Genomic DNA, 26,107 nt, shown 5'->3' on the forward strand with positions numbered 1-26,107 from the left:
GGACGGGGGTCGGCGCACGGTCCAGCCGGTATGCTTGAGCTTGTGTCCCTCACCGCCGTCATCGACTTCGAGACCACCGGCCTGTCGCCCACGCAGGGCGACCGCGCCACCGAGGTGGCCATCGTGCTGCTGGAAGGCGACCAGGTGGTCGACCGGTTCCAGAGCCTGATGAACGCCGGGGTGCGCATCCCGGCCTTCATCGAGGCCTACACCGGCATCACCAACGCCATGGTCGCCAGCGCGCCGCCGGCCGAGGCGGTGATGGCCGATGCCGCGCGCTTCGTCGGCGACGCGCCCATGGTGGCGCACAACGCGGCGTTCGACCGCCGCTTCTGGGCCGCCGAACTGGAACGCGCCGACCGCCCCGCCACCCAGCCGTTCGCCTGCACCTTGCTGCTGTCGCGCCGGCTGTACCCGCAGGCGCCCAGCCACAAGCTGGGCTCGCTGGCCGCCTTCCACGCCTTGCCGTCGTCTGGACGCGCGCACCGGGCCCTGGCCGACGCCGAGGTGGCGGCCGCGCTGCTGTCGCAGATCCGGCACGACCTGCGCCGGCAGTACGGCGTGGGCGAGTGCCGCCACGACCTGCTGGTCCAGGTGCAGGGCAGCGCACGCAAGGCGGTGCCCAAGGTCATCGCCCGGTACCTCGAAGGCGGTTGAGCGGCCGCGGGCTGGCGCGGAAGCTGCTGGGGATGCGCTCCCTGCCTCGTCCCTTCGCCGCATGACCCCGCTCCGCTACTGCTCCGCCGTCGACCTGCAAGCCGCCTACGCATGCGGCGCCACCACGCCAGCCGCCGTGCTGGAGGAGGCCTTGCGCGCCGCCGACGAGGGAATGGTCGGCGCCGTGCTGGTCGGCAGCGATCGCGCCGCAGCGCGGCAGGCGGCGCAGGCCAGCGGCCGCCGCTGGCGGGACGGCCGGCCGCTGTCGCCGCTGGACGGCGTCCCGTTCACCATCAAGGACAACATCCCCGTCGCCGGCCTGCCGTGCACCTGGGGCAGCGCGCTGTACCGCGGCTACGTGCCGGCGGCCGACGAGCTGCCGGTGGCGCGCCTGCGCGCGGCCGGCGCCGTCGTGGTCGGCAAGACCAACTGCCCCGAGTTCACGCTGCACGGCTACACCGCCAATGCGCTGTTCGGCGTGACCGGCAATCCGTGGAACCCGGCGCTCACGCCGGGCGGCTCGAGCGGCGGCGCGGTCGCGGCCGTGGCTCTGGGCATCGGCCCGCTCGCACTGGGCACCGATGGCGGCGGCTCGCTGCGCCGGCCGGCCGGCTACACCGGGGTCGTGGCGCTCAAGCCCACGGTCGGACGGGTCGAGCGGCGCGACGGCTTGGCGGCCCTGCTGGGCGAGTTCGAGGTGATCGGGCCGATCGCCCGCAGCGTCGCCGACCTGCAGCTGGCCATGCCCTTGCTCGCACCGGATTTCGCGCCGCGGGCCAGCGTGCCGCGGCTGCGCATCCTGCGCATCCGGGCGATCGGCGGCGGGCCGGTGGCCGCGGTGATCCAGTCCGCCATGGACACCGTGGTGGCCCGGCTGCAGGCGCTGGGCCACACGGTGGACGAGCAGGACGACCTGCCGCTGGCCGACCTGCTCAATCGCGAGGTCTGGCCCGTCGTCAGTGCGGCGGGCCTGGCCTGGGTGCTGCGCGCACATCCGGGCTGGCGCGACCACGTCGGGGCCGCGCTGCGGCCGCTGGCGGAGACCGGTGAACAGCTGGCGGCCGCCGACCTGGTGCAGGCCTTCGACCACCTGCGCAGCTGCCGCGAGCAGCTGCACGACCTGCAGCGCGACTGGGACGTCATCCTCACGCCGACCGCGGCCGCCATGCCCTGGCCGGCCGACCAGCCGCACCCGCCGACCATCGACGGCCACCCCGTCGGCCCGCGCGGCCACGCGGTGTTCACCGCCTGGGTGAACGGCACCGGCGTGCCGGCCCTCGCCCTGCCGGCGCCGCGCGCCCCGGACGGCCTGCCGATCGGGTTCCAGCTGGTCGGGCGGCACGGGGCGGACGACCTGCTGTGCGCGCTGGGCGCGCAGTACGAGGCGGCGCATCCGTGGGGACGCGAAGGGCCGGCGGCGGCGCCCACTGCGTCGGCGAACTAGCGTTTCGTCCTTGCGGGGTCGACCCGCGACCCATCTTCGGTTGCACGATCGCGCCCGAAAGACGTGCAGGAGATGGATGCCGGGTCGAGCCCGGCATGACGGGTCTTGGGGATTGCGTCGGGTCCTGGGTAACCGTCATTGCGGACGGCCTGGCCCGACGAATGCCCTTGTGGTTCGTCATTGCGGGCTCGACCCGCAATCCATCTCCGGTTCCACGCTCGCGCCCGAACCGCGTCCAGGCGATGGATGCCGGGTCGAGCCCGGCATGACGGGTCTTGGGAAGTGCGCCCGGTCGTGGGTAACGCGCCATCGCGGACGGCGCTGGCCCCTGTGCTTCGTCATTGCGGGCTCGACCCGCAATCCATCTCCGGTCAGCGGCCCGACCAGTGCACGAACCGGCGCTCCATCACGATGAACAGCAGGTTCAGCACATAGCCCAGCAGGCCGGCGGTGAAGATGGCCGCGTACATGGTGGGCATCTCGAACACCATCTGCGCGTTCACCACCCGGTGCCCCAGGCCGTCGGTCGAGCCGATGAACATCTCGGCGACGATGACGATCACCAGCGCCAGCGAGATGCCCGAGCGGATGCCGACGAAGGTCTGCGGCAGGCTCTCCCAGACGGTGACGTCGACCATCACCTGCAGCGGGCTGGCACCCATGACGCGGGCCGCCAGCAGCCGCTGCTTGCGCGCGTTCATCACGCCGTAGGCGACGTTGAACAGAATGACCAGCGCGGCGCCGAACGCGGCGACGGCGATCTTGGTCTTCTCGCCGGTGCCGAACAGCACCAGGAACAGCGGGAACACCACGCTGGCCGGGGTCGAGCGGAAGAAGTCGATCACGAACTCGATGCTGCGGTAGATGCGGTCGCTGGCGCCCAGCACGATGCCCAGCGGCACGCCGATGGAAAGCGCGATCGCGAACGAATACAGCGTGCGCAGCACGGTGGTCCAGGCGTCGTGCGCCAGCGTGCCGCCGGCCAAGCCCTGCCACAGCTCGCGGAAGGTCTCGCCGGGGCTGGGCAGCAGCACCGGGTCGGCGATCTTCAGCGTGTGGGCGATCGACCAGATGCCCACCAGCACCAGCACGCCGATGGCCGGGGTGAGCACGCGCAGGCGCTCGGTGAAGGGTTTGGTCATGCGGGAACACCTCCGCGCACCGCCTGCTGGAACACCGCCAGGCAGTGGCGCTTGAGCGCGACGAAGGCGTCGCTGGTGAGCATGCCGGTGTCGCGCGGGCGCGGCAGCGGGACGTCGACGAAATCGGCGATGGTGGTGGGACGGCGCGTGAGCAGCAGCACCTTGTCGGCCATGTAGACGGCCTCCTCGAGGTCGTGTGACACCAGCAGCGTGGTGACCTTGCGTTCGTGCAGCACCTTCTGCAGGCGCTCGCGCATCAGCAAGGTCAGCTCGTAGTCGAGCGCCGAGAAGGGCTCGTCCATGAACAGCACCTCGGGCTCGACCACCAGCGCCCGCATGATGGACACCAGCTGCTGCTGGCCGCCCGACAGCTCGTAGGGGTAGCGGTGCAGGTCGACGCGGACATCGAACTCCTGCACCAGCTGCTCGATGCGCTCCAGGCCCTCGGCGCGCGAGACGCCGATGAACTTCAGCGGGTACAGGATGTTGTCCAGCGCGCGGCGCCACGGGAACAGCGCCTCGCGGTAGTTCTGGAACACGTAGCCGATGCGGGTGTCCTGGACGGTCTTGCCGTCGAACAGGACCTGCCCGCCCTCGTGCGGCAGGATGCCCGCCATCATGTTGATCAGCGTGCTCTTGCCGCAGCCGTTGGGGCCGAACACGGAGGTGAGCTGGGCCCGCGGCAGCGCCAGCTCGAAACCCTGGTAGACCGGCTGGCCGGCGAAGGACTTGGTCAGGCCCTCGATGGTGATGTGGGTGCCGGGCGGAAAGCGCGGCGGGCGCCGCGCCAGCGGCGGCAGCGCGCCGGCCGGGGCTGCCAGGTCGGCTTCGGGTTGGAGGACGGCGGCCATGGGCTGGGCTTTCTCGTGTGGGGCGGCGGGGGCGGCCGTCAGAACGCCTTCACCATGGACTTGGTGTCCACGGCGCCCTTGACCACGCCCTGCGCCACGCCGATGTCGACGAACTTCTGGAAGTCGGTCAGGTCCTGCGCCTTGAGGTCCTTGACCATCACGATCTTGGCCAGCGGCACCGTGGGCGCGATCTCGGCGCTGGTGTTCATGTACTTGGGCAGCAGGTCGCGCACCTTGGGGTCGGTGTCGACATCCTTCACCGCCTTGGCCCAGGCGGCGGCGTAGCGCGCGGCCACCGCCGGCTGCTTGGCCAGGAACTCGCCCGACAGCGCGCCGCCGGCGGCGAAGGCCAGCGCCTCCTTGCGGCCCAGCAGGTAGGTGGAGATCACGCCCGCCTCCAGCCGGCGCGCCGCGCCGTTCCTGATCGCCACGCTGGCCACCGGCTCCAGCGTGTAGCCGGCGTCGAAGGTGCCGGCCTGCAGCGCGCCCACGTGCACGCCCATCTGCTGCTCCTGGATCGAGTAGTCCTTGCCCTCCTCGAGGCCCGCGGCCTTGAGCACGGCCTTGGCGGCGCCCAGGTTGGCGGGGCCGGGGGCCGACAGGATCTTCGCGCCCTTGAGGTCGGCCAGCGTCTTCGCCGTGCTGCCGTTCTTCACGATGAACTGCTCGGTGATGTACTGGGCGTTCTGGCCGTTGAGCGAGATGTAGCTCAGCGTGCCGGGACGGCGCTGGTTGATGTTGGCGCCTTCCAGCGTCACCAGATTCGCGGCGGCCTGCACGTCGCCGGTGACCAGCGCCTGCACCGTCAGCGGGTGGGCGTTGAACACCACCGCCTCGGGCTCGATGCCCGCTTCCTTGAAGTAGCCGCGCTCCAGCGCGACGTAGAACGGCAGCGCGGAACTGGACGGGAAGACGCCGACCTTGATCTTGTCCTGCGCCAGGGCGGCAAGCGGGACAGCGGCGGCCAGGGCGACCACGAGGGCGCGGCGGAGGGACGAGGTCTTCATGGGACGGGCTAGCCTTTCAGTGCTTGGTAAGCGGTGGGATCGAAGAAGCCGCGGCCGGCCTGGTAGGCGCGGCCCTCGGACAGGTCGGGCGGGGCGCCGGCTTCGGCGCTGCCCTGGAAGGTGAGCTCGAGCTGCACGCCGCTGGGGTCGTAGACGAACAGCTGCCACAGGGTGGTGCCGGGCACCAGGAACTCGCGCCACGGCAGGCCGAACTGCTGGAAGCGGGCGCGGAAGTCGTGGAAGCCGCTGCAGGCCAGCGAGAGGTGGTCGATGGCGGCGCTGCCCACCGGCACGCGGCCGCCTTCGCCGAGGGCGGGGCCGCCGGCGTAGATGTGCAGGATGGCCTGCGGGCCGGCGGCCCGGGTGGCCAGCCAGGCGCCGGGGTAGCCGAAGTCGGGCCGCGGCGCCTCGCACAGGCCGAGCACACGGGTGTAGAAGGCCAGGGTGGCCGGCAGGTCGGCGGTCTTCACCGCGACGTGGAACAGGCCCTGGACGAGTGCGCTCATGCGGTGCCTTCTCGCAAGATCCGAGCCGGTTCGGCGACGGACCAGAGGCGCGTCAGCGAGCCCTGCCATTCGGGATCGCGCAGGCGGCCCATGTCGCGCCGCGGCTCGCCGTCCGGCAGCATGGCCTTGGTGGCCTCGAGCGAGAGCGCCATCACCCATTCGATGCGCTGCAGCCGGCGGCGCGAGATCTCGGCGGTAATGGCGTGCAGGTCGACCGGGGGCCCTGCCACGGCGGCGCGCGCCGCCAGCGCGTCCCGGATCACCGCCGCCGCCACGCAGGCGTCCTCGACCGCCTGCGTCGCGCCCTGGCCCAGCGTGGGCACCATGCCGTGCGCCGAGTCGCCCAGGAACAGCACGGCGTCGTGCGGCGCGGCGAACAGCGGCGGCGTCTCCTGTAGCCGGGCCCAGTGGATCTGGTCGTGCTGGTCGGTGAGCTGCTCCACCATCCAGGCCACCTCGGGGCAGGGCCTGGCAGCCTCCGGATAGAAGTGGCGCGCCATCGCATCGGGCGCCTTGTCGGCGGCCGGGATCTCGGCGCCCGGCTGCGGCAGCGGGAACGAGCCGGCGATGTAGACCTGGCCGGGCGGCACCTTGAACGCCAGCAGCCGCCGGTTGCCGTTGAACCACCAGGCGTAGTCGCCCATCAGGCCGCCGCTGGTGTCGGGCACCAGCAGGCGGAAGATGCACGAGGCCACGTGGCGCGGCGTCCAGGCGCCGGCGAACTGCGGCCGCAGCGCGCTGTAGCGGCCGTCGGTGGCCACCACCAGGTCGAAGCCGTCGTCGCGCCGCGCCACGCCGTCGGCAGCGCGGTAGTCGACGGCGTAGGTGGCGGGGCGGGCGGGGTCGCGGGCCACGCCCAGCACCTGGGTGCCGAAGCGGGCCACGCCGGCCAGCGGCGCGCGCAGCACCCGGTACAGCTCCGACCAGCGGATGCGGATGCCGGGTCGGTCGGCGCAGTCGGACAGCGGGAAGTCGAAGATGGTCCGGCCGGCGGTGTCGCTGCAGGTCCAGTGCAGCCAGTCGTAGCTGGCGGCCACCACCTGGCGCGCGAGCTCGGGCTCGAGGGCATCGAGCATCTTGATGGCGTTGGGGCCGACGTTCAGGCCGGTGCCGGCCTCGCTGTGGTCGTCGGGCGTGGCGCGCTCATAGCAGACCACCTCGACGTCGGGGCGGCGCGACAGGCTGTAGCCCAGCACCGAGCCGGCGACGCCGCAGCCGACGATGGCGACCTTCAGGCGCGCGCTCATGCCAAGGCCTCCGCGATCACGGCGACCAGGCCGCCGCCGTCCGGGCCCTGGTGCTCGGCGCCGCCGGAGACGAACAGGCGGCCGTCGCCCAGCACGCCGGCCACCAGCCCGCCGACGGCGCCGCGGATGTGGCGCTGGGCGTTGATGTCGGTGTCGTCCAGCATGGTGTGGCGCTGGCCGCGCACGCTGCCGCGCCGGTCCGGCTCGCACTTGACCAGCACCCCGGCCACGCGCGCCCGGGCCGCCGGCGTGAGCTGGTGCTGGCGCAGCTCCAGCCCGAGGTCGCGGCAGGTGTCGTAGACGGCGCCGATGTCCAGCGCGTCGCGCATCGGCCGGCAGGCGATGCGCAGCGGGCCGCGCCAGGCGCGGCTGGCGCCCAGCACGATGACCTCGTTGCAGCGCACCTCGACGCCGGAGGAGATGCTGGCCTTGTCGCTGTATTGGCCGAAGTCGGCCAGGCCGGCCAGGCTGAGCGCCTCGGCATCGTGGTCGAGCTCGCCCAGCGCCTGGGCGACGCCGAACGCGCCGGCCACCCGGGCGTGGGCCATCGCGCGGTTGGGGTCCTGGCTGACCACCGTGCGGCCGCGCGCCGCCGCGTCCTGGGCGCCGGCCACGGTGACCGTGGGGCACTTGACCTGCACCAGCTGCACGTCGGCCGGCGAGGCGATCCGGGCATCCGCCATCGCGCGGCGCACGGCGGCGGCCACGCTGCGGATGTGGCCGCCGCGGCCGATGTCCTCCGGCTGCAGCGGCTCGCTCATGGCGACGCCGATCGCCAGCGCCGGCGGGCCGTCGCCGCCGGCCGCCTCCCCGCGGCGGCTGAACACCAGGTAGTGCGGGCTGAGCACGCCTTCGCAGCCGCCCGACAGCACGCAGGGGATGCGGCCGGCCAGCGCGGCGGCATCCTCGCCGGTGCGGCGCGCCAGCAGCGCCAGCAGCGACTGGGTGAAGTAGCCGCGGGTGAAATCGTTGACGCCGCCGTTGCCCTCGGTCTTGCCGATGACGGCGACGACGTCGGCCGGGCGCAGCGCGCCGGCGTGGAACAGGGCCTCGAGTTCGGAGACGTCGCCGGGGTGGCGCATCGACAGGCGGTGGACGGCAGCTTGCATAAGGTGAAGCCCAGTCTAGGAACCGGTCGCGAGCGCGGATAGGTCAGTTTTTGCCCCGGGGTGGTGCCTTTTTGCGCTCACACCGCACCGGCAAGGGACGCCTTGAGCACCTCGGCAAAGCGCAGGGCGGCGATCGGCAGGGTGCGGCCGCGGCGCGCCGCCAGCACCAGGCGGGCGCGGCCGAAGGCGCGATCGGTCAGCGGCAGCGCCAGCAGGTCGCCGCGCCGCACCTCGTGGCGGGTGCCGACCGCGAACTGGAACGAGATGGCGCCGGTCTGGCGCGTATAGGCCGCCATGCTCTGCACCGACGAGGCGACCAGCGTGACGTTGAGCTTCAGGCGGGTGGCGGCCAGCACCCGGTCGATCAGGCGCCGGCCGCCGAAGGTCGCCTCGCCCAGTGCCACCGGGTAGGGCGCGCAGTCGGCCAGCCGGATGGCGTCGCGGCCGGCCAGGGGGTGGTCGGGCCGCAGCAGCGCGCACAGCGGCTGCGGCACCTCGGCCAGCCGGTCCAGGGCCTCGCTCTCGGGCGGGTCGTGCGCCAGCAGCAGGTCGCAGGCGTCGCTCAGCAGGTGCTCCAGCAGCGCCTCGGTGCCGCCCGAGCGGACCCGGAAGCCCACCCCCGGATGGCGGGCCTGGAAGGCCGCCATGGCCTGCGGCAGCAGGTCCAGCGTGACCGATTCGGCGGCGGCGATCTGCACCTCGCCGCGCACCAGCCCGCGCAACTGCTCGATGCGCGAGACCGCCGAGGACAGGTCGCTCAGGCTGCTGCGCACGTAGGCCATGAAGATCTCGCCGGCGGCGCTCAGGCGCACGCCCGAGGGCAGGCGCTCGAACACCGGCGTGCCGAGCTCCTCTTCCAGGTTGAGGATGCGGCGGTTCAGCGCGGTGGAGGCCACGTGCAGGCCCTCGGCGGCCTTGCGGATCGAGCCGGCGCGCGCCACCGCGTCCAGGTAGACCAGCAGGGCCGGCGGGTGCACGCGGGCGGCGCTGCCGGCCGGCGCGGCAAGGCGGGCGGCGGCGCCGGCGCGGGTGGTGGGCTGGGCGGCGGAACGGGCGGTCGGACCGGAAGCGGGGCGGGTGATGGGACGGGTGGCGGGCATGGGCCGGTTGCGCAAGGGGCGTGCCACAAGCGGCGGTGCGGCGTGCCGGCGCGGCCCGGCCGGGCACACTGCAGGCTTTTGCCCTTCGCCCGCGTGCCGTCCCCTGCCGCCACCGCTCCCTCCCACGCCGCCGGCGACACGCTGTGGTCGGCGTTCCGGCCGCTGCTGCCGCTGATGGCGGCCGTCTACGCCAGCTTCTTCGCCGCCGGGATGGCGCTGCCGGTGCTGCCGCGCCACCTGCACGACACCCTGGGCCAGGGCCCGCTGTGGGTGGGCATCGTGATGGGGGCGCAGTACCTGGCGTCGATCGCGCTCGGCCGGCGCTGGGCCGGCCAGCGGCTCGATGCCCTCGGGCCGCGGCCGGTGATGGTGGCCGGCGCCCTGGGCATCGCCGCCGTCGGCGTCGTGTACGGGCTGGCGCTGCTGCCGGCCGCCCCGCGGGCGGCCACCCTGGTGCTGGTGGCGGCGCGCCTGCTCACCGGCGTGGCCGAGGCCTTCGTGATGACCGCCGCGCTCGGCTGGGGCGTGGCCCGGCTCGGCCCGGCGCACGCCGGCAAGGTGTTCGGCTGGATCGGGGTGGCCCTGTTCGGCGGCTTCGGCAGCGGCGCGCCGGCCGGCAGCTGGCTGCACGCGCAGGTCGGCTTCGCCGGCATCGCGCTGGCCACCGCGGGGGCGCCGCTGCTCACTGCGGCGCTGGCGGCCCGCCTGGCCACGCCGCCGCCGGCCGGCGGGATCCGGCCGGGATTCCTGCGCGTGCTGCGCAGCGTGCGGCTGCCGGGCCTGGCGCTCACGCTGTCCTCGCTCGGCTACGCGGCGCTGAACGCCTTCATCGCGCTGCTGTTCGACCTGCGCGGCTGGGGCAGCGCGGCGTTCGCCTTCACCTGCTTCGGCATCGGCTTCATCGCCGCCCGCCTGTGGCTGGGCCACCTGCCGGACCGCATCGGCGGCGCCCGGGTGGCGATGCCCTGCGTGGCCGCCGAAGCCATCGGCCAGCTGCTGATCTGGGCCGCGCCGACCCCGCTGCTGGCCTGGCTGGGCGCCGGCCTGACCGGGGCCGGCTACGCGCTGGCGTTCCAGGGCTTCGGCGTCGAGGCGGTGCGGCGCGCGCCGCCGCAGGCCCGCGGGGCGGCGATGGCCGGCTACGTGGTGTTCCAGGACCTGTCGATGGGGCTGGCGGGCCCGCTGGGCGGCTGGCTGGCCGGGACGGCCGGGCTGCCCGCGGTGTACCTGGCCGGCGCCCTGGGCGCGGCCGGCGCGGTGCTGCTGGCCGCCTGGCTGCAACGTCGCTGAGCCGGCACGGCCCGGCGGCGTGACAATCGCCGTCCCACGACACGATGGAGACGGACATGGCGATCCTGCTGCTGGGCTTGGTGCTGTTCCTGGGCGTGCATTCGACCCGCATCGTGGCCGACGGCTGGCGCGCCGGCATGCTGGCCCGCCTGGGCGAGAACGGCTGGAAGGGCCTGTACTCGCTGCTGTCGCTGGCCGGCTTCGCGCTGGTCGTGTGGGGCTACGGGCTGGCGCGCCAGGCGCCGCAGGTGCTGTGGACGCCGCCGCGCGGCATGAACCACCTGGCGGCGCTGCTGATGGTGGCCTCGTTCATCCTGCTGGCCGCCGCCTACGTGCCGCGCAACGGCATCCGCGCCCGCCTGCACCATCCGATGCTGCTGGGCGTGAAGACCTGGGCGCTGGCCCACCTGCTGGCCAACGGCAACCTCGCCGACGTGGTGCTGTTCGGGGCCTTCCTGGCCTGGGCCGTGCTGGACTTCCGCTCCGCCCGCCGGCGCGACCGCGCGGCCGCCACCGTCTACCCGCCCGGCACCACCGCCGGCACGGTGGCCGCCGTCATGGTCGGCCTGGCCGCCTGGGCCGTGTTCGTGCTGGGCGCCCACACATGGCTGATCGGGGTGAGTCCGCTGGGGCTCTGAGGCGCGACTAAGGGGCCGCTGCCGGGGGCCTGCCATCGCGGTGCGGGGTGGTGGAACGGTCCGGAGATGGATGGCGGGTCAAGCCCGCCATGACGGGAGACGGGATGGGCGGCTGGAGTCGTGGGCCGAGTCCGCCTTGAGCGGCGCGGCGGACGGTGACGGCGCATCGCCAGTCGCCGTTCGAGGACGTTCACCGGCCCTGCCCCCCTGTCGTCATGCCGGGCTTGACCCGGCATCCAGCTCCCGGTCGGTCCTCGACCCGGCGCGTTTCAGCGTGCCGGGGTGGCGCGCGGGGACAGGAGATGGATTGCGGGTCGAGCCCGCAATGACGCAAGACAGGTGGAACGGAGCGCTCAACCCAACAGCCGCGGGTACAGGTCGCGCCAGGTCGGGTTCGCCGCTTCGATCAGCGCGACCTTCCACGCCCGCTTCCAGTTCTTCAGCTGCTTCTCGCGCGCGATCGCCGCCAGGATCGACGGCGTGGTTTCGAACCAGACCAGCTGCGTGGTGCGGTACCGCGCGCTGAAGCCGGCGGTGACGCTGGTGCGGTGCTGGTGCACGCGCCGCACGAGATCGCTGGTGACGCCCGCATACAGCGTCCCGTGGCGCCGGTTGGCGAGCAGGTAGACATAGGCTTGCTCCACCCCGCGCACGATGCCGCGGCCGCGCGCTGCCGGCGTCCTCTGGGTGGGGGAGCTGCGGCTGGCGAGACGACAGCGACTGAACCCCAGAAACCTCGTCCTGCCGGGCTCGACCCGGCATCCACAGCCCTCAGCGCGACACCACCGTCTCGCCAAGCCGGCTGCGCCGGCGTTGCGCCCGCTTGCACCGCGTCACACCCGTCACCTGCGCCCGGCGGTGTCCGACACCATGGCCGAGGGTCGCGTTCCGACAATGGCCTCCATCCCCATCGGACCGCACGAGGAGCACCCATGAGCAAGAAGCAGGACTTCCTTCGCAGCGAACAGAGCCGCGACAAGCATCCCGAGCGGATGGTCAAGGGCAGCGCCGCCGAGGTCGCGGCGCGCAGCCAGGCCAAGGGCAATCCGGCCGACCACCAGCTGCCGCACACGCCCAAGCTGGGCAACGACCACAACAAGGTGGGGAACCAGGAGCCGACGCAGACCAACCAGGGCCAGCGCACGCCGCAGAGCCGGCACGAGCGCGAGGCGCTGGCCGGCTCCCACAACGAGGTGCAGGCGCGCACCGGCGGCAGGGGCACCGGGCGCGGTCCGCGCGGGGCCGGCTGACCCGGCGTCCGGGCCGGCGCGGCGCGCTCAGGCGGTGGCCTTCAGGGCCTCGTCCAGCGCCGCCAGCATGCGGGTCCAGCCATCCTCGGCGCGCTCCAGCATTTCGGCGGCATCCTCGGCCAGCCCGAGGTCGTGGCGCAGCGTCAGCTCGCAGCCGTCGCCCTGCGGCTCGATGTCCAGGATGACGGCGGTCTCGTGCGCCTGGTACTGCGGCAGCAGGAAGGTGAAGGAGATGCGGCGCGGCCGGTCGAGCTGCAGGAAGCGGCCGCTGTGCTCGACCTCGATCGCGCTCGACGGATCGGCCTCCAGCGGCCGCCGGTCGACCACGGTGAAGCTGCCGTTGACGCCCGGGTCGATGTCGCAGCGGGTGATGGTGCCGCCGGGGGTGGCGAACAGGAAGCGGCGCGCCACCGCGGGGTCGAGCCAGGCGTCGTAGACGGCCTCGGCCGGGCAGGCATAGGCGCGTTGCACGCGCACGATGGTGGAAGTGACCATGCGCCCGTTATCGCCGCGCAGCGACCGGTGCGTCAAGCTGGAGCACGCCGGCACCGCGTGTCGGACCGCGCCGGCGCCGGCGCGGCCTGGCCGCTAGAAGCGCGACTCCGGCAGCTCGATCTTGACCTCCAGCACCTCCAGGTTGTCCTGGCGCTCCAGGTGCACCTTGATGTCATGCGGGTCGATCTTGATGTACTTGCCGATCACCGCCACCAGCTCGCGCTGCAGGTCGGGCAGGTAGTCGGGCTCGGCGGCGTTGCGGCCGCTGCGCTCGTGCGCCAGGATGATCTGCAGCCGCTCCTTGGCGACGCTGGCGGTCTTCTTCTTTTCGCCCAGCAGGAACGAGAGGAACGAGGCCATCGGTCAGCGGCTCCCGAACAGGCGCTTGAGGAAGCCCTGCTTCTGCGGATCGACGAAGCGCAGCGCCTTGTCCTGGCCGAGGAAGCGGTCGACGACGTCCTTGTAGGCCTCGGACACGTCGCTGCCCTTGAGGTGCACCGCCGGCGTGCCCTGGTTGCTGGCCTGCAGCACGCTCTCGCTCTCGGGGATCACGCCGATCAGCTTGATGCGCAGGATGTCCTGGATGTCCTCCAGCGACAGCATCTGGCCCTGGTCGACGCGGTTCGGGTTGTAGCGCGTGATCAGCAGGTGCTCCTTGATCGGCTCCTTGCCCTCGATCGCGCGCTTGGTCTTGGACGACAGCATGCCCAGGATGCGGTCGGAGTCGCGCACCGACGACACCTCGGGGTTGGTCACCACCAGCGCCTCGTCGGCGAAGTGCATGGCCATCAGCGCGCCGGTCTCGATGCCGGCCGGCGAGTCGCACACGATGCACTCGAAGCCCATCGCGTCGAGGTCGTGCAGCACCTTCTCCACGCCCTCGCGCGTCAGCGCATCCTTGTCGCGCGTCTGCGAGGCCGCCAGCACGAACAGGTTGTCGCAGTGCTTGTCCTTGATCAGCGCCTGGTTCAGCGTGGCTTCGCCCTGGATCACGTTGATCAGGTCGTACACCACGCGCCGCTCGCAACCCATGATGAGGTCCAGGTTGCGCAGGCCGACGTCGAAGTCGATGACGGCGGTCTTGTGGCCGGCCAGGGCCAGCCCGGAGGCGAAGCTGGCGCTGGTGGTGGTCTTGCCGACCCCGCCCTTGCCGGAAGTGACGACGATGATTCTTGCCATGGGTGTTCGGTTCCTCAGCGGATGTCCAATGGATCCATCACCAGCCGGCCCTCGGTGCCGCCGTCCAGGCGGATCTGGGTCGGCTTGCCCAGCACGGCGGCGGGCAGCGGCACGTCGCTGGTGCGGTACACGCCGGCGATGGAGACGAGTTCGGGTTCGAGGCACAGCGTCACGATGCGCGCCTCGGCATGCCCGCGCGCGCCGGCCATGGCCTTGCCGCGCAGCGGTGCGTACACGTGGATGCTGCCGTCGGCCACCACTTCGGCGCCGGCATTGACCATGGCCATCACCACCAGGTCGCGCCCGCGCGCATAGACCTGCTGGCCCGAGCGCAGCGGCCGGTCGACGATCAGCGCCCCGGGCGGGGCGGCCGGCGCCGGGGCCGCGGCCGGCGCGCTGCGCACCGGCTCCTGCACCACCCGCGGCGACTGCAGCAGCAGGTCATCGGCGCGCGCCAGGCCGGCGGCACGCGCCGCCACCACCTGCTCGGCCGAGCCGCCGCGCACGGCCACCGGATGCACGCGGTGGCTGGCCAGCAGCGCAACCAGGGCAGCGAAGTCGACCGCCAGGCCGGCCACCGGCGTGAGGTCGATGACCAGCGCGTCGTGGTCGAAGAAATCGGGCTTGTCGCCGAAGCGCACCTGCAGCTCCCGCGACAGGGCGGCGAGATCAGGGGACTTCAGCAGCAGCGAGACCAGCGGCAGGGTCGCGCTCTTGATCTCGAATGTGGCGGGGGTGCGGCCAGCGAGGGCGACGGACATCGGGGAGTGAGGGGGTACTGCGGCTTCGGACTGCTGCTGGAGCGGCTGAGCGTCGGCGCATCTTAGCAGTGGGTGGTGAGCGCCGTCCTACACTTTCTGTTGCTGAATGCGGCTGCAGCCGGCGCGATCGCACGCCCACACTGGGTTCGAGCCGCTTGGTTCGAAGGAGCCAATCATGCGCATGCCCCACACCACCTGGCACTGGTTCACGGTCGCCGCGATTTTGGTGCTCGCTTTGTTCACCCTCAGTGACGCCCATGGCCAGAGCACCGGACCGAACGCGGCCTTCGAGGGCCGCCCGGCCATGGCCGGCCCGCAATCGGGGCTGGGCCCGCAGGCCGGTCCGCCGCAGGGCGGCATCAGCCCGCAAAGCCGCGACGACCCGGGCGGCGGCGTGGTGCTGCAGAAGCCCTCGGGGCTGGACGGCGCAGCGCCGGTGGTGCCGCGCGATCCCGGCGTCGGGCGGCCGAGCAACAGCGACCTGGCCCGTCCGGGCGGCAGCGACGTGACGCCACCGCGCGACCGCGACAACGGCATCGTCAAGCGCGAGCGGGACAGCGGCGGCGCGACCGAGCAGGGACGCTCGGCCAGCAAGGCCAAGCGCGCCGCCAAGCGCACCGTCGAGAGATCGCGCCACGGCGTCGGCGGCTTCGACAGCGTCGGCGACTGACCGCTGCAGCGCGCGTGCGTGCCGCGGCCGCCGGCGGCCCGCACGCCCGGCTCAGGCCGCCAGCACCACGCTGGCCTTCTTCAGGTCCTGCACGAAGGCGGCGAACGCTGCCTCGCGCTCGTCGGCCTGCAGGCGCAGCAGCGCCGACGGGTGCAGCGTGATCAGCACGCGCAGGCCGTCCTCGCGTTCCAGCCAGTGGCCGCGCTCGGCCATCACCGGCACCGCGTGGCCCACCAGCGCCCGGGCGGCGGTGGCGCCCAGCGCCACCAGGGCCTGCGGCTGGACCAGCGCGATCTCGTCCTCCAGCCAGTGCTGGCAGGCCGCCTGCTCGCGCTGGGTGGGGCTCTTGTGGATGCGCCGCTGGCCGCGCAGCTCGAACTTGAAATGCTTGACCGCGTTGCTGACGAACACCGCCTCGCGGTCGATGCCGGCCGCGGCCAGCGCGCGATCGAGCAGCTGCCCGGCCGGACCGACGAAGGGGTGGCCGCGCAGGTCCTCCTGCTCGCCGGGCTGCTCGCCCACCAGCATCAGCGGCGCGTGCAGCCGCCCCTCGCCGGTGACCGACTGGGTGGCGAACTCGCCGATCGGGCACTCGCGGCAGCGCATGGTGGCGGCCTTGAGTTCGGCCAGCGAGTGGATGTGGTCGGCGTGCACGGTGACGACGGGGTCGCCGTCGAGCGCGCGCGGCAGGCGCCGGCGCGTCGGCTGGGCCGGTTCATCGAGCATGGTGGCGCTGCGTTGGGCCGCGTCGGCCGCCAGCCGGTCGATCAGCTGCGCCTCGGGCAGGTCGGGCCAGTACTGGCGCGGCAGCTCGTGCCGCATCGCCTGCAGCTTCAGCCGCGCCGGGTCGAAGATGCTCTGGTAGTAGGTGAGCCACGGCTGCTCGCCCTGGTCGGGACGCGGCGCATCCTCGCGCCGGCCGCCGGGCCCGAACAGCAGCTGGCCGCCGTCCCAGCGGACCGAGCGCTCGGGCGTGAGGATCGCCCAGTACAGGTTGCCGAAGCGGCGCGCGAACCAGGGCGCCACCGCCTCGGTGATGTGGTGCACCGGCTCGAACCAGGCCACGTGCAGCAGCTCGCCCGGCCGCTCGTCGTCGGCCACCGGCCGGAAGCGCACGAAGGCCTTCATCTTGTGGATGTCGCGCCGCACCGCCTGCGCCATCTGCTGCGCCAGCAGCATGTCGGGGTCGATCGGGTCGTTGCGCAGCGCCGGCTCGTGCACCAGCCGCCACAGCAGCCGGTACAGCAGGTCGAAGCGGCCGGCTTCGCGGTGCAGCACCACCACCTCGCACAGGCGCAGGAACGAGGCCGGCACCAGCGCGGTGGCCGCCTTCGAGATGCTGCGCAGCGGCGCCTCCTCGCTGTCGGCGGGGCCGGTGAACAGCTCGGGCGCGGTCTCGTGCAGCGTGAGCCAGTGCACCTCGTCGGGCGGCACCTGGTGCGCCAGCAGCGCGTGCGAGGCGTCCCGGAAGCCCGCCAGGTCGATCTCGCTGCACAGCTGCGCGTCCATGGCCACCCCGCTCGGACCGGTCACCAGCGCGCCGCGCCGGCGGGGCTTTTGGGCCGGGTGAGCCGCTTGGCATTGGCGCGCGAGGCGGCGTGCACCGGCGCCAGGGCGGCGCTGCCCAGGCGGGCCAGATCGCTGCTGGTGCGCTGCCACGTCGCCGGCGCACCCCACGGCTGCCAGCCCGCCGACGTGAACCAGGGGCGCCAGGCCTGCGCCAGCCACTGCAGCTGCATCGCCTGCAGCTTCAGGCCGACCGCCAGCAGCGACTCGGTGCCGGCCTGCAGCTTCTCCGGCGCCATGCGGGCGAACTCCTTTCGGTCGCGCGCACTGGGCTGGTGGCCGGCCGCCGCCATGCGGCCGAGCCGGATCGGGATCACCTGGCCGGAGGCCCACAGCATCTCGCCGGTGCGCAGGGCCAGCTGGATCCACTGCAGGAAGGGGTTGGCGGTCGACGTGCGCATGGGGAGTCCTCGGTGGGGTGTCAGGCCGGCGCGATGCGGGCCCGTTTCTTCAGGCGCCGGGCCTTGAGTTCCATCGCCAGGTACATGACGGTGGCAATGGCCAGCGGGCCGATGTAGTAGACCGCCCGGTAGCCGAGCAGGGCGGCCAGCAGCTGGCCTTCGGAGATGCGGTGCCCCAGCAGCGCGAGGAACACCGCCTCGAACACGCCCAGCCCGGCCGGCACGTGCAGGATGACCCCGGCGATGGCGCCCACCAGCAGCACCGTGAGCACGTCGGTGTAGGGGAGCTTCTGCTGCAGCAGCACCCAGATGATGGTGGCCATCACCGCCCAGTTCAGGCACGAGATCGACAACTGCAGCACCGCCATGCGCCAGGGCGGCAGGAACAGCTCGTGGCCGCGCCAGTCCCAGGTGTGGTCGCCGGCGCGCCAGCAGGCGACGATGTAGCCGAGCGAGATGGCCACCAGCACGGCGCCGATCCACTGCAGCCCGTGGTTGCCCATGTGCCAGGACGGCGGCAGCGCCAGCGGGTGCAGCAGGAACAGGCAGCCGGCCAGCAGCATGTAGCCCAGCCAGTTGGTCAGCATGCTCATCGACACGACGCGGGTGATGACGCCGGTCTTGAGCCCCAGCCGCGAGTACAGCCGGTAGCGGAAGCCCACCCCGCCGACCAGCGAGCCGATGCACAGGTTGAAGGCGTAGCTGACGAAGTTGACCGCCATCACCACGCCGGTCTTGAGCGTGTGGCCGGTGTAGCGGCGGCCGATCAGGTCGAAGCAGCTGTACAGCAGGTGGCTGGCCACCGCCAGCCCGACCGCCAGCCCCAGCGCCGGCACCGGCAGCGCCTGCAGCGAGTCCCGCACGTCGTCCCAGTCGATGCGGCGCGCATAGGCCACCAGCAGCCAGGCGACCGCGACGAAGAAGGCCAGCGACAGCAGGCGGCGCAGCCACGGCCACCACGGCCGCCGGGTGGCCGGCGCTTCCAGCGGCTCCTCCGGCACGATGAAGTCGCTGTCGCGCTCGATCACCGAATCGTTGGCGGCCTGGTGCAGGCCCTGCGGCAGGGCCCGGGTGGTCATCGGGCGTCCTCCGCCGGCGTCGGGCAGGCATGGACCAGGTCGTCCGGCATCGCCGGCGCCAGCCGCGGCCGGTGCCGCGGCAGCAGGCCGACCACGGTGGGGTACAGGCGCACCAGGTGGAAGGCGATGAAGCTGCGCAGCACGTCGAACAGGCCGCCGCGCGCCAGCTCCTGCGGCTCGATCTGCTGGCAGCTGTGCTGCATCAGATGCTCCAGCCGCCCCAGCAGGTCGGCGTTGAAGGTGCGGTCGCGGATGACGACGTTGGCCTCGAGATTCAGCGACAGGCTCAGCGGGTCGAGGTTGCTCGAGCCGATGGTGGCCCACTCGTCGTCGACCAGCGCCACCTTGCCGTGCAGCGGCCGGTCGCAGTACTCGAAGATGCGCACGCCGGCCTTGGCCAGCGTGCTGTACAGGGCGCTGGCGCCGATCTTGACGATGGCCATGTCGGGCGTGCCCTGCAGGACCAGGCGCACGTCGACGCCGCGGCGGGCCGCCCGGCGCAGGTCGCGGATCAGCCGGTAGCCGGGGAAGAAGTAGGCGTTGGCGATCACGATGCGGCGGCGTGCGCCGCGGATCGCCAGCCGGTACTGGTGCTCGATGTCGGTGGTGTGCGAGCCGTTGTCGCGCGACACCAGCAGGGCCCGGGCGCTGCCCGCGCGCGGCAGCTGCTCGGGCGGCGGACGGGCCTCGCGCCGCCAGCGCCACCAGCGCCGGTGCGCCGAGTGGCGCGAGCCGGCCGCCAGCGCGGCATGCGCGAAGCGGTGGATCTCGGCCACGACGGGGCCGCGCACCTCGACCGACCAGTCCTGCTTGGCCTCCGGGCCGAAGTCGGCCAGGTGGTCGGCCGAGTAGTTGATGCCGCCGATGAAGGCCACCTGGCCGTCCACCACCACGATCTTGCGGTGCAGCCGGCGCAGCGCCTTGGGCCGCAGCCCGAACGGCCGCGGGCCCGGGTCGAACACGTGCAGCCGCACGCCGGCCTCGCACAGCGTGCGCACGAAACCGGTCGACAGGTCGGGCGAGCCCCAGCCGTCGATGGTCACGTCGACCTGCACGCCGCGCCGCGCGGCCGCCACCAGGGCCGCCTGCAGTTGCAGGCCGACCTTGTCCTCGAACAGGATGAAGGTCTCCAGCACCACCTCGCGCTGCGCGCCGGCAATGCAGCCGAACACGCGCGGGTAGAACTGCTCCCCGTTCTCCAGCAGGGTGAAGGCGTTGCCCTCGGTCCAGCGCGCGGCCATGGCGTCAGCTCACAGATGGATCTCGGCCACCAGCGGTGCGTGGTCGGACAGGTGCGACCAGGGCCGGCGCGGCAGCACGACCGGCAGGTGCACCGAGGCGTTGCGCACGTAGATGCGGTCCAGGCACAGGAGCGGGAAGCGCGAGGGGAAGGTGCGCGCCGGCTCGCCGTAGGTGTGCACGAAGACCTCGCGCAGCCCGACCTCGCGCTCCAGGACGGCGTTGGCGCGGCGGCGCCAGTCGTTGAAGTCGCCGGCCACGATCAGCGGGGCGTTGTCGGGCACCTCGCTGCGCACCATCTCGCACAGCAGGTCGAGCTGCTGCACGCGGTGCGACTCCGACAGCCCCAGGTGCACGCAGATGCAGTGCACGTCCAGCGGCTGGCCCGGCACCCGCAGCACGCAGTGCAGCAGGCCGCGCTTCTCCGGCCCCGGCAGCGAAACGTCGTGGTTCTGGAACGACACGATGGGAAACTTGGACATCACGGCATTGCCGTGGTCGCCCTTGGGATAGACAACGTTGCGCCCGTAGGCGTACTGCGGCCAGATCGAATCGGCCAGGAACTCGTAGTGCGGCGCGTCGGGCCAGTCGGCGATCTTCTTGCCCTTCTCCTCGTGCGTGCCCTGCACCTCCTGCAGGAACACGACGTCGGCGCCGATCTTGCGCACCGCATCGCGCAGCTCGGGCAGGATGAAGCGCCGGTTGAAGGCCGTGAATCCCTTGTGGATGTTGACCGTCATCACGGTGAGCGGAGGCACGGGGGAGGTGGTCTCGGACATTGCCGGCGGCAGGAGGGAAGCGGAGACCTTTGTTGTATCGACGGGCTCTCTGCCGGGCTGTAGGACGCAAGGCGCTGTCGCTGCCCGCAGCGAGCCCGCAGGCTGCGGGCAGCGCGGGCTTTGCCCCACAATGCCGCCACCTCTGGTTCATCCGCAACGACACGCACCATGCCGTTCACCAGCCCCACCCGCCTCCTCCTTGTGGCCGCCACCTCGGCGGTCCTGGCCGCACCGGCCGCCGCCCAGGGCCTGCGCCCCTCGGCCGCGTTCTTCCAGACCGGCGGCGGCGACGACGGCGTGAGCGCCACGGCCTCGCTGGGCGCGTCCTGGGACTGGGCCTGGCGCCAGGCCGCCCTGGGGGGCGAGTTCAGCGCCGCCACCGAGCTGGTGGCCACGCTGCTGCAGGCCGACCGTGTGGGCGGTGGCCAGCGCACCTACGTGCAGCTGGGTCTGGTGCCCGTGCTGCGCTACCGCTTCGGCGCCGGCCGCTCGCCCTGGTTCGTCGAGGGCGGCATCGGCCTGTCGGTGATGGACCGCAAGCTCGAGACGCCCGAGAAGTCGCAGGGCAGCGCCTGGAACTTCAGCGACAACCTGGCGGTTGGCCGCAACTTCGGCGCGCGCAACGAACATGAACTGAGCCTGCGCTGGCAGCACACTTCCAATGCCGGCATCCAGGAGCCCAACCCGGGCTTCGACATGTTCTTCGTGCGCTACGCGGCGCGCTTCTGACGACGCAGCTCTCCCATTCAGGACGGCCGGCCTGCCACGGCACGTCCTACAGGATGCGTCACGCGCGTCCGGCAGCCCGGCCACGGGCCGGCCCCTAAGGTTGCTCCACGCCCCGCCTGTCGGGGTGCTGCTGTCAACAACATCAACCTAGGAAGGAATCGTGATGACCAACAAGACCCTGCCCCTGCTCCTGGCCGGCCTGCTCGCCACCGCGGGCGCATTCGCCCAGTCCGCCGGCGGCTCCAGCGGCGACAGCTCGATGTCGTCCCAGCCCGGCTCGCCCTCGCAATCGCTGAATTCCAGCGGCAGCCGCACGACCACGCCGAGCGCCACCACCATGGACAGCCTGCCGGGCACCCGCGGTGCGGCCTCGCCTTCGTCGTCCTCGACGATGGGTGCTTCGCCGTCCACCGTCGCACCGGCGACCGAGGCACCGGCCACCGTCGCGCCGGCCACCGGCACCATGGGCGCTGCCCCGGCGCCGGACGTGGTGATCGTGCAGCCGGCCGTCGCGGTGCCGGTGGCCGTGCCGGTGCTCGTGCAGCGCGATGCGCGCAGCGAGCGCTGGACCGGCAACCGGGCCGTCGACACCGGCAACGGCCAGCTGGAATCGAACATGGGCCCGTACGACCGCACCTGGACCAACCCGAACCACAGCCGCGCCGGCAGCTACTGAGCACGCGCGCCGCTGCCATGACAAAGCCTGCGCGGGCAACCGCGCAGGCTTTTTTCATGGGCCCGGGATCGGACCCACTGCCCGTCAGCCGTGGTGGCGGCCGCCGTGGCCGCCGCGGCCCTGGAACAGGCGCGCGGTCTCGGCATCGAAGGTCTTCTTCTGCTCGGCGGAGAGCTGGGCATAGAAGGCCTTGGTGGCATCGGCGCGCCGGTCCATCTCGGCGTTGCGCTGGTTGCGCAGCGCGCGCATCTGGTCGAGGCGGTCGGGCGTCGACAGGTTGGCCAGGGCCTGGCGGTCGGGCCGCGGCGCGCCGGCCGCGGGCTGCATCGCGTTGGAGAAGCTGGTCCAGGCCGGCTCCTGGGTCGGCGTCAGCTGCAGCTTCTGCTTCAGGTCGGCCAGGTGCTTGTTCACGCGCTCGGCCATGCGGGCCGGATCGTGGCGGCCGTTCGGCGCCGGGGCGGCGCCGGGAGCCGGCTGGGCTTGCGCGGCGACCGCCATGGCGGCCAGCAGCGCGCCGGTGAAGAGGTGCTTGCGACGGGACGGTTGCATGGGGGAAGTCCTTTCGGTGGTTGGACCCGGGCGGGGAAGGCGTCCAGGTTGGAAAGGAGTGTGGAACCGCCGTGTCAAAGGCCGGTGGCGGCCGCGTCACGGCCGTGTAAAGCCTTTCCCCGGCCGTGCTGCCGCCGTGCGGGGTGTCCTACGGCGAGAACGCATGCGCGGCCACAGCCAGGATGCAGGGTGCCGACCAGAGTGAAGGCACACAGCGTCCGAAGGAGACCGCCATGCCAGTCCTGACCTCAAGCCCCTGGGCCCTCCTGGTGCTGGGCGGTGCGCTGGCCGGGCCCGCCATGGCCCAGCTGGCGCCGGGGACCGACACCGACACCCGGCCGCATCCCGTGCCGGGCCAGGTGCTCAGCGATGCCGAAATGCTGCCGGCCGAGAGCCGCGACAGCACCGGCGCCGTGCTGCTGCACCAGTCGCCGGTGCGCGCCCAGCAGCAGCAGCGCAACGCCTACTCCGACAGCGCCGCCCGCACCGGTGTCAACACCACCATCGGCCGCAACGTGCAGCGCATCGTCGACCGCGCGCGCGGCTGGGACGAGCCAGCCGAGGCCGACGTGGCACCGCCGCTGCGCGACGCGCCGCCCGGTCCCGCCACCGACTGAACGCGCACCGACGGCGTCGCCCTGCGGCGCGCTCAGGCGCGCTGGCGGTCCAGCGTCGGGTAGTCGGTGTAGCCCTGGGCCCCGCCGCCGTAGAAGGTGGTGCGGTCGGGCGTGTTGAGCGCGGCACCGCTGCGCAGCCGCTCCACCAGGTCGGGGTTGGCGATGTAGCTGCGGCCGAAGGCCACCAGGTCGGCGCCCTGGTCCAGCGCCTGCTCGGCCAGGCCGCGCTCGTAGCCGTTGTTGACCATCCAGGCGCCGCGGCCGCCGGCCGCGCGGTAGGCCCGCTGCAGGGCCGCGTAGTCGAACGGCCGCTCGGCCAGTTCGCGCGGGCCGCCGGTGGCGCCCTCGATCACATGCACGTAGGCCAGGCCGAGCGGCGCCAGCTCGCGCAGCACATGCTCGAACAGCGGCTGCGGGTCGGGGTCGTGGATGTCGTTGGCCGGCGTGACGGGCGACAGCCGCACGCCGGTAACGCCGCCGCCGACCGCATCGACCACCGCGCGCAGCACCTCCAGCAGCAGCCGGGCGCGGTTCTCGATCGAGCCGCCGTAGGCGTCGGCGCGCTGGTTGGCACCGCGCTTGAGGAACTGGTCGAGCAGGTAGCCGTTGGCCGCGTGCACCTCGACGCCGTCGAAGCCCGCCGTGTCGCGCGCCTGCCGCGCCGCGCGGGCGAAGTCGTCCACGATGCCGGGCAGTTCGGCGGCCGCGAGCGCGCGCGGCACCGAGGTCTCGACGAAGGCACCGGCGCCGTCCCGCACCAGGTAGGTCTTGGTCTTGGCCGCGATCGCCGACGGCGCCACCGGCGGCTGGCCGCCCGGCTGCAGGTCGACGTGCGAGACCCGGCCCACGTGCCACAGCTGCGTGACGATGCGCCCGCCGCGTTGGTGCACGGCGTCGGTGACGCCGCGCCAGGCCTGCAGCTGTTCGCGCCCGTACAGGCCCGGGACGTCGGCGTAGCCCTGGCCCTGCTGGCTGACGGCCGTGCCTTCGGACACCAGCAGGCCGGCGCTGGCGCGCTGGGCGTAGTACTGCGCCATCAGCGGCGTGGGCACGGCGTTGGGCGCCCGGTTGCGCGTGAGCGGCGCCATCACGATGCGGTTGGGAAGCTGCAGGTCACCGGCGCGGACGGGATCGAAGAGGCTGGGCATGGCGTGGGGCAGGTGGGGGAAGGAAGCGGAGGATCGGGAGGTCGGGGCCGGCCAGCGTAGTGCGGTCGCGAAGTCCCTGCCGCTGCACGCCCTCGCGATCTGCGCTATGCCGCCGCCGGCCGAGGGCTGGACCACAATGGCGCCCGATGGCCGACCCCCGAGACGATCGCCTGCCGCACGTCGCGCTCGCCCTGGCACTGTCGCTCGGCGCCGCGGTCTCGCTGGGCATCACGCGCTTCGCCTACGGCCTGCTGCTGCCGCCGATGCGGGCCGACCTGCAGTGGTCGTACACGCTGGCCGGGGCGATGAACACCGCCAACGCGGTCGGCTACCTGCTCGGCGCCCTGGCCACGCCGGCGCTGCTGGCGCGGCTCGGACCGGTGCGGCTGGTGCTGGGCGGGGCCGCCCTGGCCAGCGTCTTCATGGGCCTGTCGGGGTTCTTCACCGGCGCCGCGCCGCTGCTGCTGCAGCGGGTGCTGGCCGGCGTGGCCAGCGCCTTCCTGTTCATCGCCGGTGGCCTGCTGGCGGCGCGCCTGGGCGCGCAGCAGCCGCGCCGGGCCGGCTTCCTGCTCGGGCTGTACTACGGCGGCACCGGCCTGGGCATCGCGCTGTCGGCGCTGCTGGTGCCGGCGGTGCTGGCCGCCGCCCAGCCGCGCCCCCATGCCTGGGCCTGGGTCTGGTGGGCGCTGGCGCTGGCCTGCCTGGCCGCGACGGCGGTGCTGGCCTGGCCGGCCCGGGTGCTGGGGCGCCAGGCCGCGGCAGCGCCAGCGGCGGGGCCGGCTTCGTCGGCGCTGCGCTTTGCCTGGCGCGACTTCGCGCCCGGACTGGCCGGCTACGCCATGTTCGGCGTCGGCTACATCGGCTACATGACCTTCGTGATCGCGCTGCTGCGCGAGCAAGGGGTGACGCCGGCGCGCATCACGCTGTTCTACGCCCTGCTCGGCGTGGCGGTGGTGGCCTCGGCGCGGATCTGGGCCGGGCTGCTGGATCGCTACCGCGCCGGCCAGCCGCTGGCGCTGCTCAATGGCCTGCTGGGCGTGGCCACCGTGCTGCCGGCGCTGACCTCGGCCTGGCCGGCGGTGCTGGCCTCGGGCCTGCTGTTCGGCGCCGTGTTCCTGTCGGTGGTGGCCTCCACCACCGCGCTGGTGCGCCACAACCTGCCGGCGCCGCAATGGGCGGCCGGCATCAGCGCCTTCACCACCGTGTTCGCGGCCGGCCAGATCGTCGGTCCCACGGTGGTGGGCTGGATCGCCGACGGTGCCGGCGGGCTGGCACGCGGCCTGGCGGTGTCGGCCGGCGCGCTCTGGATCGGGGCCCTGCTGGCCTCGCGCCAGCGCGCGCTGGCGCCGCCGCTGGCTACTTGACCAGGCCCTCGGCCTTCATCGCCTCCTGCACCGCCGGCCGGGCCGCGACGCGGTCGGCGTGGGCCTTGACGTTGGGCGTCTGCGCCAGGTCGATGCCCATCGGCTTGGTCCAGCGCCCGACGGCGAACAGGTAGGCGTCGGCCACCGTGAACTGCTCGCCCATCAGGTAGTCCTTGCCGGCCAGCTGGCCGTCCAGCCACTGGAACCGGTTCACGAGCTTGTCGCGGAAGATGGCCTTGCCGGCGTCGGGCATGTTGGGATTGAACAGCGGCGAGAACTGCTTGTGCACCTCGGTGCCGATGAAGGTCAGCCACTCCTGCAGCCGGTAGCGCGACAGCGTGCCGTTGGCCGGCGCCAGCTTCTTGTCCGGTACCTGGTCGGCGATGTACTGCACGATGGCCGGGCCTTCGCGCAGCCGCATGCCGTCGTCGAGTTCCAGCAGCGGCACGTAGCCCAGCGGGTTGATGCCGTAGTAGTCGCTGCCGTCGGCCAGCTGGTGGGTCTTGGTGCTGGCCAGCACCAGCTCGAAGGCCAGGCCGGACTCGCGCAGCACGATGTGGGGCGACAGCGAGCAGACGCCGGGAGAGTAGTAAAGCTTCATGGCGGGTGTCAGG

At 72.9% G+C, this 26,107-nt stretch carries 30 protein-coding genes; 10 read left to right on the forward strand and 20 right to left on the reverse strand.

Annotation, left to right across the window (positions count from 1 at the left end; translation table 11 throughout):
* Window positions 1-42 precede the first annotated feature (42 nt).
* Both GON04_RS00395 and GON04_RS00400 read left to right on the forward strand, forming a co-directional pair.
* Window positions 43-657 carry an exonuclease domain-containing protein gene (locus GON04_RS00395; RefSeq protein ID WP_181653577.1) on the forward strand — a complete coding sequence of 205 codons (615 nt, stop codon included), beginning with the start codon at window positions 43-45 and terminating at the stop codon, window positions 655-657.
* A 61-nt stretch (window positions 658-718) separates the two neighbouring features.
* Entirely contained in the window at window positions 719-2,101 is a 1,383-nt protein-coding gene (locus GON04_RS00400; RefSeq protein ID WP_157396030.1) for an amidase, read from the forward strand.
* 371 nt (window positions 2,102-2,472) lie between these two features.
* Here the strand turns inward: GON04_RS00400 and GON04_RS00405 are convergent, their stop codons facing one another.
* From GON04_RS00405 to GON04_RS00435, 7 genes are all read right to left on the reverse strand, one after another.
* Entirely contained in the window at window positions 2,473-3,243 is a 771-nt protein-coding gene (locus tag GON04_RS00405) for an ABC transporter permease (protein ID WP_157396031.1), read from the reverse strand.
* Window positions 3,240-4,094 (reverse strand): ABC transporter ATP-binding protein, encoded by an 855-nt coding sequence (locus GON04_RS00410; RefSeq protein WP_157396032.1) that lies wholly within the window; start codon window positions 4,092-4,094, stop codon window positions 3,240-3,242. The genes GON04_RS00405 and GON04_RS00410 overlap by 4 nt, the downstream gene beginning before the upstream one ends.
* Window positions 4,095-4,132: 38 nt before the next feature.
* The gene (locus GON04_RS00415) at window positions 4,133-5,101 is read right to left on the reverse strand and encodes an ABC transporter substrate-binding protein (protein WP_157396033.1); all 969 of its coding nucleotides are present in this window, start codon (window positions 5,099-5,101) and stop codon (window positions 4,133-4,135) included.
* 8 nt (window positions 5,102-5,109) lie between these two features.
* Window positions 5,110-5,607: a VOC family protein gene (locus GON04_RS00420; protein WP_157396034.1), complete on the reverse strand. Its 498-nt coding sequence runs from the start codon at window positions 5,605-5,607 to the stop codon at window positions 5,110-5,112.
* Complete coding sequence (locus GON04_RS00425; RefSeq protein ID WP_157396035.1) at window positions 5,604-6,854, reverse strand: FAD-dependent oxidoreductase; 1,251 nt, start codon at window positions 6,852-6,854, stop codon at window positions 5,604-5,606. Before GON04_RS00425 ends, GON04_RS00420 begins: the two co-directional genes overlap by 4 nt.
* Complete coding sequence (atzD, locus tag GON04_RS00430) at window positions 6,851-7,963, reverse strand: cyanuric acid amidohydrolase (RefSeq protein WP_157396036.1); 1,113 nt, start codon at window positions 7,961-7,963, stop codon at window positions 6,851-6,853. The genes GON04_RS00425 and atzD overlap by 4 nt, the downstream gene beginning before the upstream one ends.
* 77 nt (window positions 7,964-8,040) lie before the next feature.
* Window positions 8,041-9,063 carry a LysR family transcriptional regulator gene (locus GON04_RS00435; RefSeq protein WP_157396037.1) on the reverse strand — a complete coding sequence of 341 codons (1,023 nt, stop codon included), beginning with the start codon at window positions 9,061-9,063 and terminating at the stop codon, window positions 8,041-8,043.
* A gap of 78 nt (window positions 9,064-9,141) precedes the next feature.
* Here GON04_RS00435 and GON04_RS00440 point away from each other — a divergent pair, with 78 nt between their 5' ends.
* Both GON04_RS00440 and GON04_RS00445 read left to right on the forward strand, forming a co-directional pair.
* Window positions 9,142-10,353, forward strand: a complete 1,212-nt coding sequence (locus GON04_RS00440) for an MFS transporter (RefSeq protein WP_232532908.1) — start codon at window positions 9,142-9,144, stop codon at window positions 10,351-10,353.
* Window positions 10,354-10,409: 56 nt separating this feature from the next.
* Window positions 10,410-10,991 (forward strand): NnrU family protein, encoded by a 582-nt coding sequence (locus tag GON04_RS00445; RefSeq protein WP_157396038.1) that lies wholly within the window; start codon window positions 10,410-10,412, stop codon window positions 10,989-10,991.
* A gap of 353 nt (window positions 10,992-11,344) precedes the next feature.
* On the opposite strand, the gene GON04_RS00450 is transcribed toward GON04_RS00445, so the two are convergent.
* The gene (locus tag GON04_RS00450) at window positions 11,345-11,635 is read right to left on the reverse strand and encodes a GIY-YIG nuclease family protein (protein WP_181653563.1); all 291 of its coding nucleotides are present in this window, start codon (window positions 11,633-11,635) and stop codon (window positions 11,345-11,347) included.
* A 288-nt stretch (window positions 11,636-11,923) separates the two neighbouring features.
* Between GON04_RS00450 and GON04_RS00455 the strand changes: the two genes are divergently transcribed.
* Window positions 11,924-12,241 (forward strand): hypothetical protein, encoded by a 318-nt coding sequence (locus GON04_RS00455; RefSeq protein ID WP_232532909.1) that lies wholly within the window; start codon window positions 11,924-11,926, stop codon window positions 12,239-12,241.
* 27 nt (window positions 12,242-12,268) lie between these two features.
* On the opposite strand, the gene GON04_RS00460 is transcribed toward GON04_RS00455, so the two are convergent.
* From GON04_RS00460 to minC, 4 genes are all read right to left on the reverse strand, one after another.
* A complete protein-coding gene (locus GON04_RS00460) occupies window positions 12,269-12,736 on the reverse strand; it encodes an SRPBCC family protein (protein ID WP_157396039.1) in 468 nt (155 codons plus the stop codon).
* A 93-nt stretch (window positions 12,737-12,829) separates the two neighbouring features.
* Entirely contained in the window at window positions 12,830-13,096 is a 267-nt protein-coding gene (minE, locus tag GON04_RS00465; protein ID WP_157396040.1) for a cell division topological specificity factor MinE, read from the reverse strand.
* A 3-nt stretch (window positions 13,097-13,099) separates the two neighbouring features.
* Window positions 13,100-13,915 carry a septum site-determining protein MinD gene (minD, locus tag GON04_RS00470; RefSeq protein WP_157396041.1) on the reverse strand — a complete coding sequence of 272 codons (816 nt, stop codon included), beginning with the start codon at window positions 13,913-13,915 and terminating at the stop codon, window positions 13,100-13,102.
* A 14-nt stretch (window positions 13,916-13,929) separates the two neighbouring features.
* Window positions 13,930-14,676 carry a septum site-determining protein MinC gene (minC, locus tag GON04_RS00475; protein WP_157396042.1) on the reverse strand — a complete coding sequence of 249 codons (747 nt, stop codon included), beginning with the start codon at window positions 14,674-14,676 and terminating at the stop codon, window positions 13,930-13,932.
* 175 nt (window positions 14,677-14,851) lie between these two features.
* Here minC and GON04_RS00480 point away from each other — a divergent pair, with 175 nt between their 5' ends.
* Complete coding sequence (locus GON04_RS00480; RefSeq protein WP_157396043.1) at window positions 14,852-15,346, forward strand: hypothetical protein; 495 nt, start codon at window positions 14,852-14,854, stop codon at window positions 15,344-15,346.
* A gap of 51 nt (window positions 15,347-15,397) precedes the next feature.
* Here the strand turns inward: GON04_RS00480 and GON04_RS00485 are convergent, their stop codons facing one another.
* Genes GON04_RS00485 through GON04_RS00505 form a run of 5 tightly spaced genes read right to left on the reverse strand, consistent with a single transcriptional unit; the run spans window position 15,398 to window position 20,410 of the window.
* Complete coding sequence (locus GON04_RS00485; protein ID WP_338050860.1) at window positions 15,398-16,879, reverse strand: UdgX family uracil-DNA binding protein; 1,482 nt, start codon at window positions 16,877-16,879, stop codon at window positions 15,398-15,400.
* Window positions 16,876-17,313 carry a polyhydroxyalkanoate granule-associated phasin gene (locus GON04_RS00490; protein ID WP_157396045.1) on the reverse strand — a complete coding sequence of 146 codons (438 nt, stop codon included), beginning with the start codon at window positions 17,311-17,313 and terminating at the stop codon, window positions 16,876-16,878. The genes GON04_RS00485 and GON04_RS00490 overlap by 4 nt, the downstream gene beginning before the upstream one ends.
* Before the next feature lie 20 nt (window positions 17,314-17,333).
* Entirely contained in the window at window positions 17,334-18,392 is a 1,059-nt protein-coding gene (locus GON04_RS00495; protein ID WP_157396046.1) for a lysylphosphatidylglycerol synthase domain-containing protein, read from the reverse strand.
* A complete protein-coding gene (gene clsB, locus GON04_RS00500) occupies window positions 18,389-19,633 on the reverse strand; it encodes a cardiolipin synthase ClsB (protein ID WP_157396047.1) in 1,245 nt (414 codons plus the stop codon). Before clsB ends, GON04_RS00495 begins: the two co-directional genes overlap by 4 nt.
* Before the next feature lie 9 nt (window positions 19,634-19,642).
* Window positions 19,643-20,410 (reverse strand): endonuclease/exonuclease/phosphatase family protein, encoded by a 768-nt coding sequence (locus GON04_RS00505; protein WP_157396048.1) that lies wholly within the window; start codon window positions 20,408-20,410, stop codon window positions 19,643-19,645.
* Window positions 20,411-20,578: 168 nt separating this feature from the next.
* On the opposite strand from GON04_RS00505, the gene GON04_RS00510 reads away from it, so the two are divergent.
* Together GON04_RS00510 and GON04_RS00515 are read left to right on the forward strand one after the other, a co-directional pair.
* Entirely contained in the window at window positions 20,579-21,139 is a 561-nt protein-coding gene (locus GON04_RS00510; RefSeq protein ID WP_157396049.1) for an acyloxyacyl hydrolase, read from the forward strand.
* Between the two features lie 163 nt (window positions 21,140-21,302).
* On the forward strand, window positions 21,303-21,815 hold the full coding sequence (locus tag GON04_RS00515; RefSeq protein ID WP_157396050.1) for a hypothetical protein: 513 nt from the start codon (window positions 21,303-21,305) through the stop codon (window positions 21,813-21,815).
* An 84-nt stretch (window positions 21,816-21,899) separates the two neighbouring features.
* On the opposite strand, the gene GON04_RS00520 is transcribed toward GON04_RS00515, so the two are convergent.
* Window positions 21,900-22,364: a Spy/CpxP family protein refolding chaperone gene (locus GON04_RS00520; protein ID WP_157396051.1), complete on the reverse strand. Its 465-nt coding sequence runs from the start codon at window positions 22,362-22,364 to the stop codon at window positions 21,900-21,902.
* Between the two features lie 233 nt (window positions 22,365-22,597).
* On the opposite strand from GON04_RS00520, the gene GON04_RS00525 reads away from it, so the two are divergent.
* The gene (locus GON04_RS00525; protein WP_157396052.1) at window positions 22,598-22,981 is read left to right on the forward strand and encodes a hypothetical protein; all 384 of its coding nucleotides are present in this window, start codon (window positions 22,598-22,600) and stop codon (window positions 22,979-22,981) included.
* Between the two features lie 32 nt (window positions 22,982-23,013).
* On the opposite strand, the gene GON04_RS00530 is transcribed toward GON04_RS00525, so the two are convergent.
* Entirely contained in the window at window positions 23,014-24,129 is a 1,116-nt protein-coding gene (locus GON04_RS00530; protein ID WP_157396053.1) for an alkene reductase, read from the reverse strand.
* 146 nt (window positions 24,130-24,275) lie between these two features.
* On the opposite strand from GON04_RS00530, the gene GON04_RS00535 reads away from it, so the two are divergent.
* Window positions 24,276-25,493 carry a YbfB/YjiJ family MFS transporter gene (locus GON04_RS00535; RefSeq protein ID WP_157396054.1) on the forward strand — a complete coding sequence of 406 codons (1,218 nt, stop codon included), beginning with the start codon at window positions 24,276-24,278 and terminating at the stop codon, window positions 25,491-25,493.
* On the opposite strand, the gene gstA is transcribed toward GON04_RS00535, so the two are convergent.
* On the reverse strand, window positions 25,486-26,094 hold the full coding sequence (gstA, locus tag GON04_RS00540) for a glutathione transferase GstA (protein ID WP_157396055.1): 609 nt from the start codon (window positions 26,092-26,094) through the stop codon (window positions 25,486-25,488). The two genes, GON04_RS00535 and gstA, sit on opposite strands and share 8 nt — an antisense overlap.
* Window positions 26,095-26,107 lie beyond the last annotated feature (13 nt).

The organism is Ramlibacter pinisoli (assembly GCF_009758015.1).
Classification (GTDB): domain Bacteria; phylum Pseudomonadota; class Gammaproteobacteria; order Burkholderiales; family Burkholderiaceae_C; genus Ramlibacter; species Ramlibacter pinisoli.

What these genes read in the sequence shown, in the direction of transcription:
- GON04_RS00515 (WP_157396050.1), top strand. Translation starts at nt 21,303, where the DNA reads ATGACCAACAAGACCCTGCCCCTGCTCCTGGCCGGCCTGCTCGCCACC.
- GON04_RS00505 (WP_157396048.1), bottom strand. Translation starts at nt 20,410, where the DNA reads ATGTCCGAGACCACCTCCCCCGTGCCTCCGCTCACCGTGATGACGGTC.
- GON04_RS00420 (WP_157396034.1), bottom strand. Translation starts at nt 5,607, where the DNA reads ATGAGCGCACTCGTCCAGGGCCTGTTCCACGTCGCGGTGAAGACCGCC.
- GON04_RS00410 (WP_157396032.1), bottom strand. Translation starts at nt 4,094, where the DNA reads ATGGCCGCCGTCCTCCAACCCGAAGCCGACCTGGCAGCCCCGGCCGGC.
- minD (WP_157396041.1), bottom strand. Translation starts at nt 13,915, where the DNA reads ATGGCAAGAATCATCGTCGTCACTTCCGGCAAGGGCGGGGTCGGCAAG.
- GON04_RS00445 (WP_157396038.1), top strand. Translation starts at nt 10,410, where the DNA reads ATGGCGATCCTGCTGCTGGGCTTGGTGCTGTTCCTGGGCGTGCATTCG.
- GON04_RS00520 (WP_157396051.1), bottom strand. Translation starts at nt 22,364, where the DNA reads ATGCAACCGTCCCGTCGCAAGCACCTCTTCACCGGCGCGCTGCTGGCC.
- GON04_RS00535 (WP_157396054.1), top strand. Translation starts at nt 24,276, where the DNA reads ATGGCCGACCCCCGAGACGATCGCCTGCCGCACGTCGCGCTCGCCCTG.
- GON04_RS00415 (WP_157396033.1), bottom strand. Translation starts at nt 5,101, where the DNA reads ATGAAGACCTCGTCCCTCCGCCGCGCCCTCGTGGTCGCCCTGGCCGCC.
- GON04_RS00460 (WP_157396039.1), bottom strand. Translation starts at nt 12,736, where the DNA reads ATGGTCACTTCCACCATCGTGCGCGTGCAACGCGCCTATGCCTGCCCG.
- GON04_RS00530 (WP_157396053.1), bottom strand. Translation starts at nt 24,129, where the DNA reads ATGCCCAGCCTCTTCGATCCCGTCCGCGCCGGTGACCTGCAGCTTCCC.
- GON04_RS00400 (WP_157396030.1), top strand. Translation starts at nt 719, where the DNA reads ATGACCCCGCTCCGCTACTGCTCCGCCGTCGACCTGCAAGCCGCCTAC.
- clsB (WP_157396047.1), bottom strand. Translation starts at nt 19,633, where the DNA reads ATGGCCGCGCGCTGGACCGAGGGCAACGCCTTCACCCTGCTGGAGAAC.
- GON04_RS00435 (WP_157396037.1), bottom strand. Translation starts at nt 9,063, where the DNA reads ATGCCCGCCACCCGTCCCATCACCCGCCCCGCTTCCGGTCCGACCGCC.
- minE (WP_157396040.1), bottom strand. Translation starts at nt 13,096, where the DNA reads ATGGCCTCGTTCCTCTCGTTCCTGCTGGGCGAAAAGAAGAAGACCGCC.
- GON04_RS00490 (WP_157396045.1), bottom strand. Translation starts at nt 17,313, where the DNA reads ATGCGCACGTCGACCGCCAACCCCTTCCTGCAGTGGATCCAGCTGGCC.
- minC (WP_157396042.1), bottom strand. Translation starts at nt 14,676, where the DNA reads ATGTCCGTCGCCCTCGCTGGCCGCACCCCCGCCACATTCGAGATCAAG.
- GON04_RS00525 (WP_157396052.1), top strand. Translation starts at nt 22,598, where the DNA reads ATGCCAGTCCTGACCTCAAGCCCCTGGGCCCTCCTGGTGCTGGGCGGT.
- atzD (WP_157396036.1), bottom strand. Translation starts at nt 7,963, where the DNA reads ATGCAAGCTGCCGTCCACCGCCTGTCGATGCGCCACCCCGGCGACGTC.
- GON04_RS00455 (WP_232532909.1), top strand. Translation starts at nt 11,924, where the DNA reads ATGAGCAAGAAGCAGGACTTCCTTCGCAGCGAACAGAGCCGCGACAAG.
- gstA (WP_157396055.1), bottom strand. Translation starts at nt 26,094, where the DNA reads ATGAAGCTTTACTACTCTCCCGGCGTCTGCTCGCTGTCGCCCCACATC.
- GON04_RS00495 (WP_157396046.1), bottom strand. Translation starts at nt 18,392, where the DNA reads ATGACCACCCGGGCCCTGCCGCAGGGCCTGCACCAGGCCGCCAACGAT.
- GON04_RS00480 (WP_157396043.1), top strand. Translation starts at nt 14,852, where the DNA reads ATGCGCATGCCCCACACCACCTGGCACTGGTTCACGGTCGCCGCGATT.
- GON04_RS00425 (WP_157396035.1), bottom strand. Translation starts at nt 6,854, where the DNA reads ATGAGCGCGCGCCTGAAGGTCGCCATCGTCGGCTGCGGCGTCGCCGGC.
- GON04_RS00510 (WP_157396049.1), top strand. Translation starts at nt 20,579, where the DNA reads ATGCCGTTCACCAGCCCCACCCGCCTCCTCCTTGTGGCCGCCACCTCG.
- GON04_RS00405 (WP_157396031.1), bottom strand. Translation starts at nt 3,243, where the DNA reads ATGACCAAACCCTTCACCGAGCGCCTGCGCGTGCTCACCCCGGCCATC.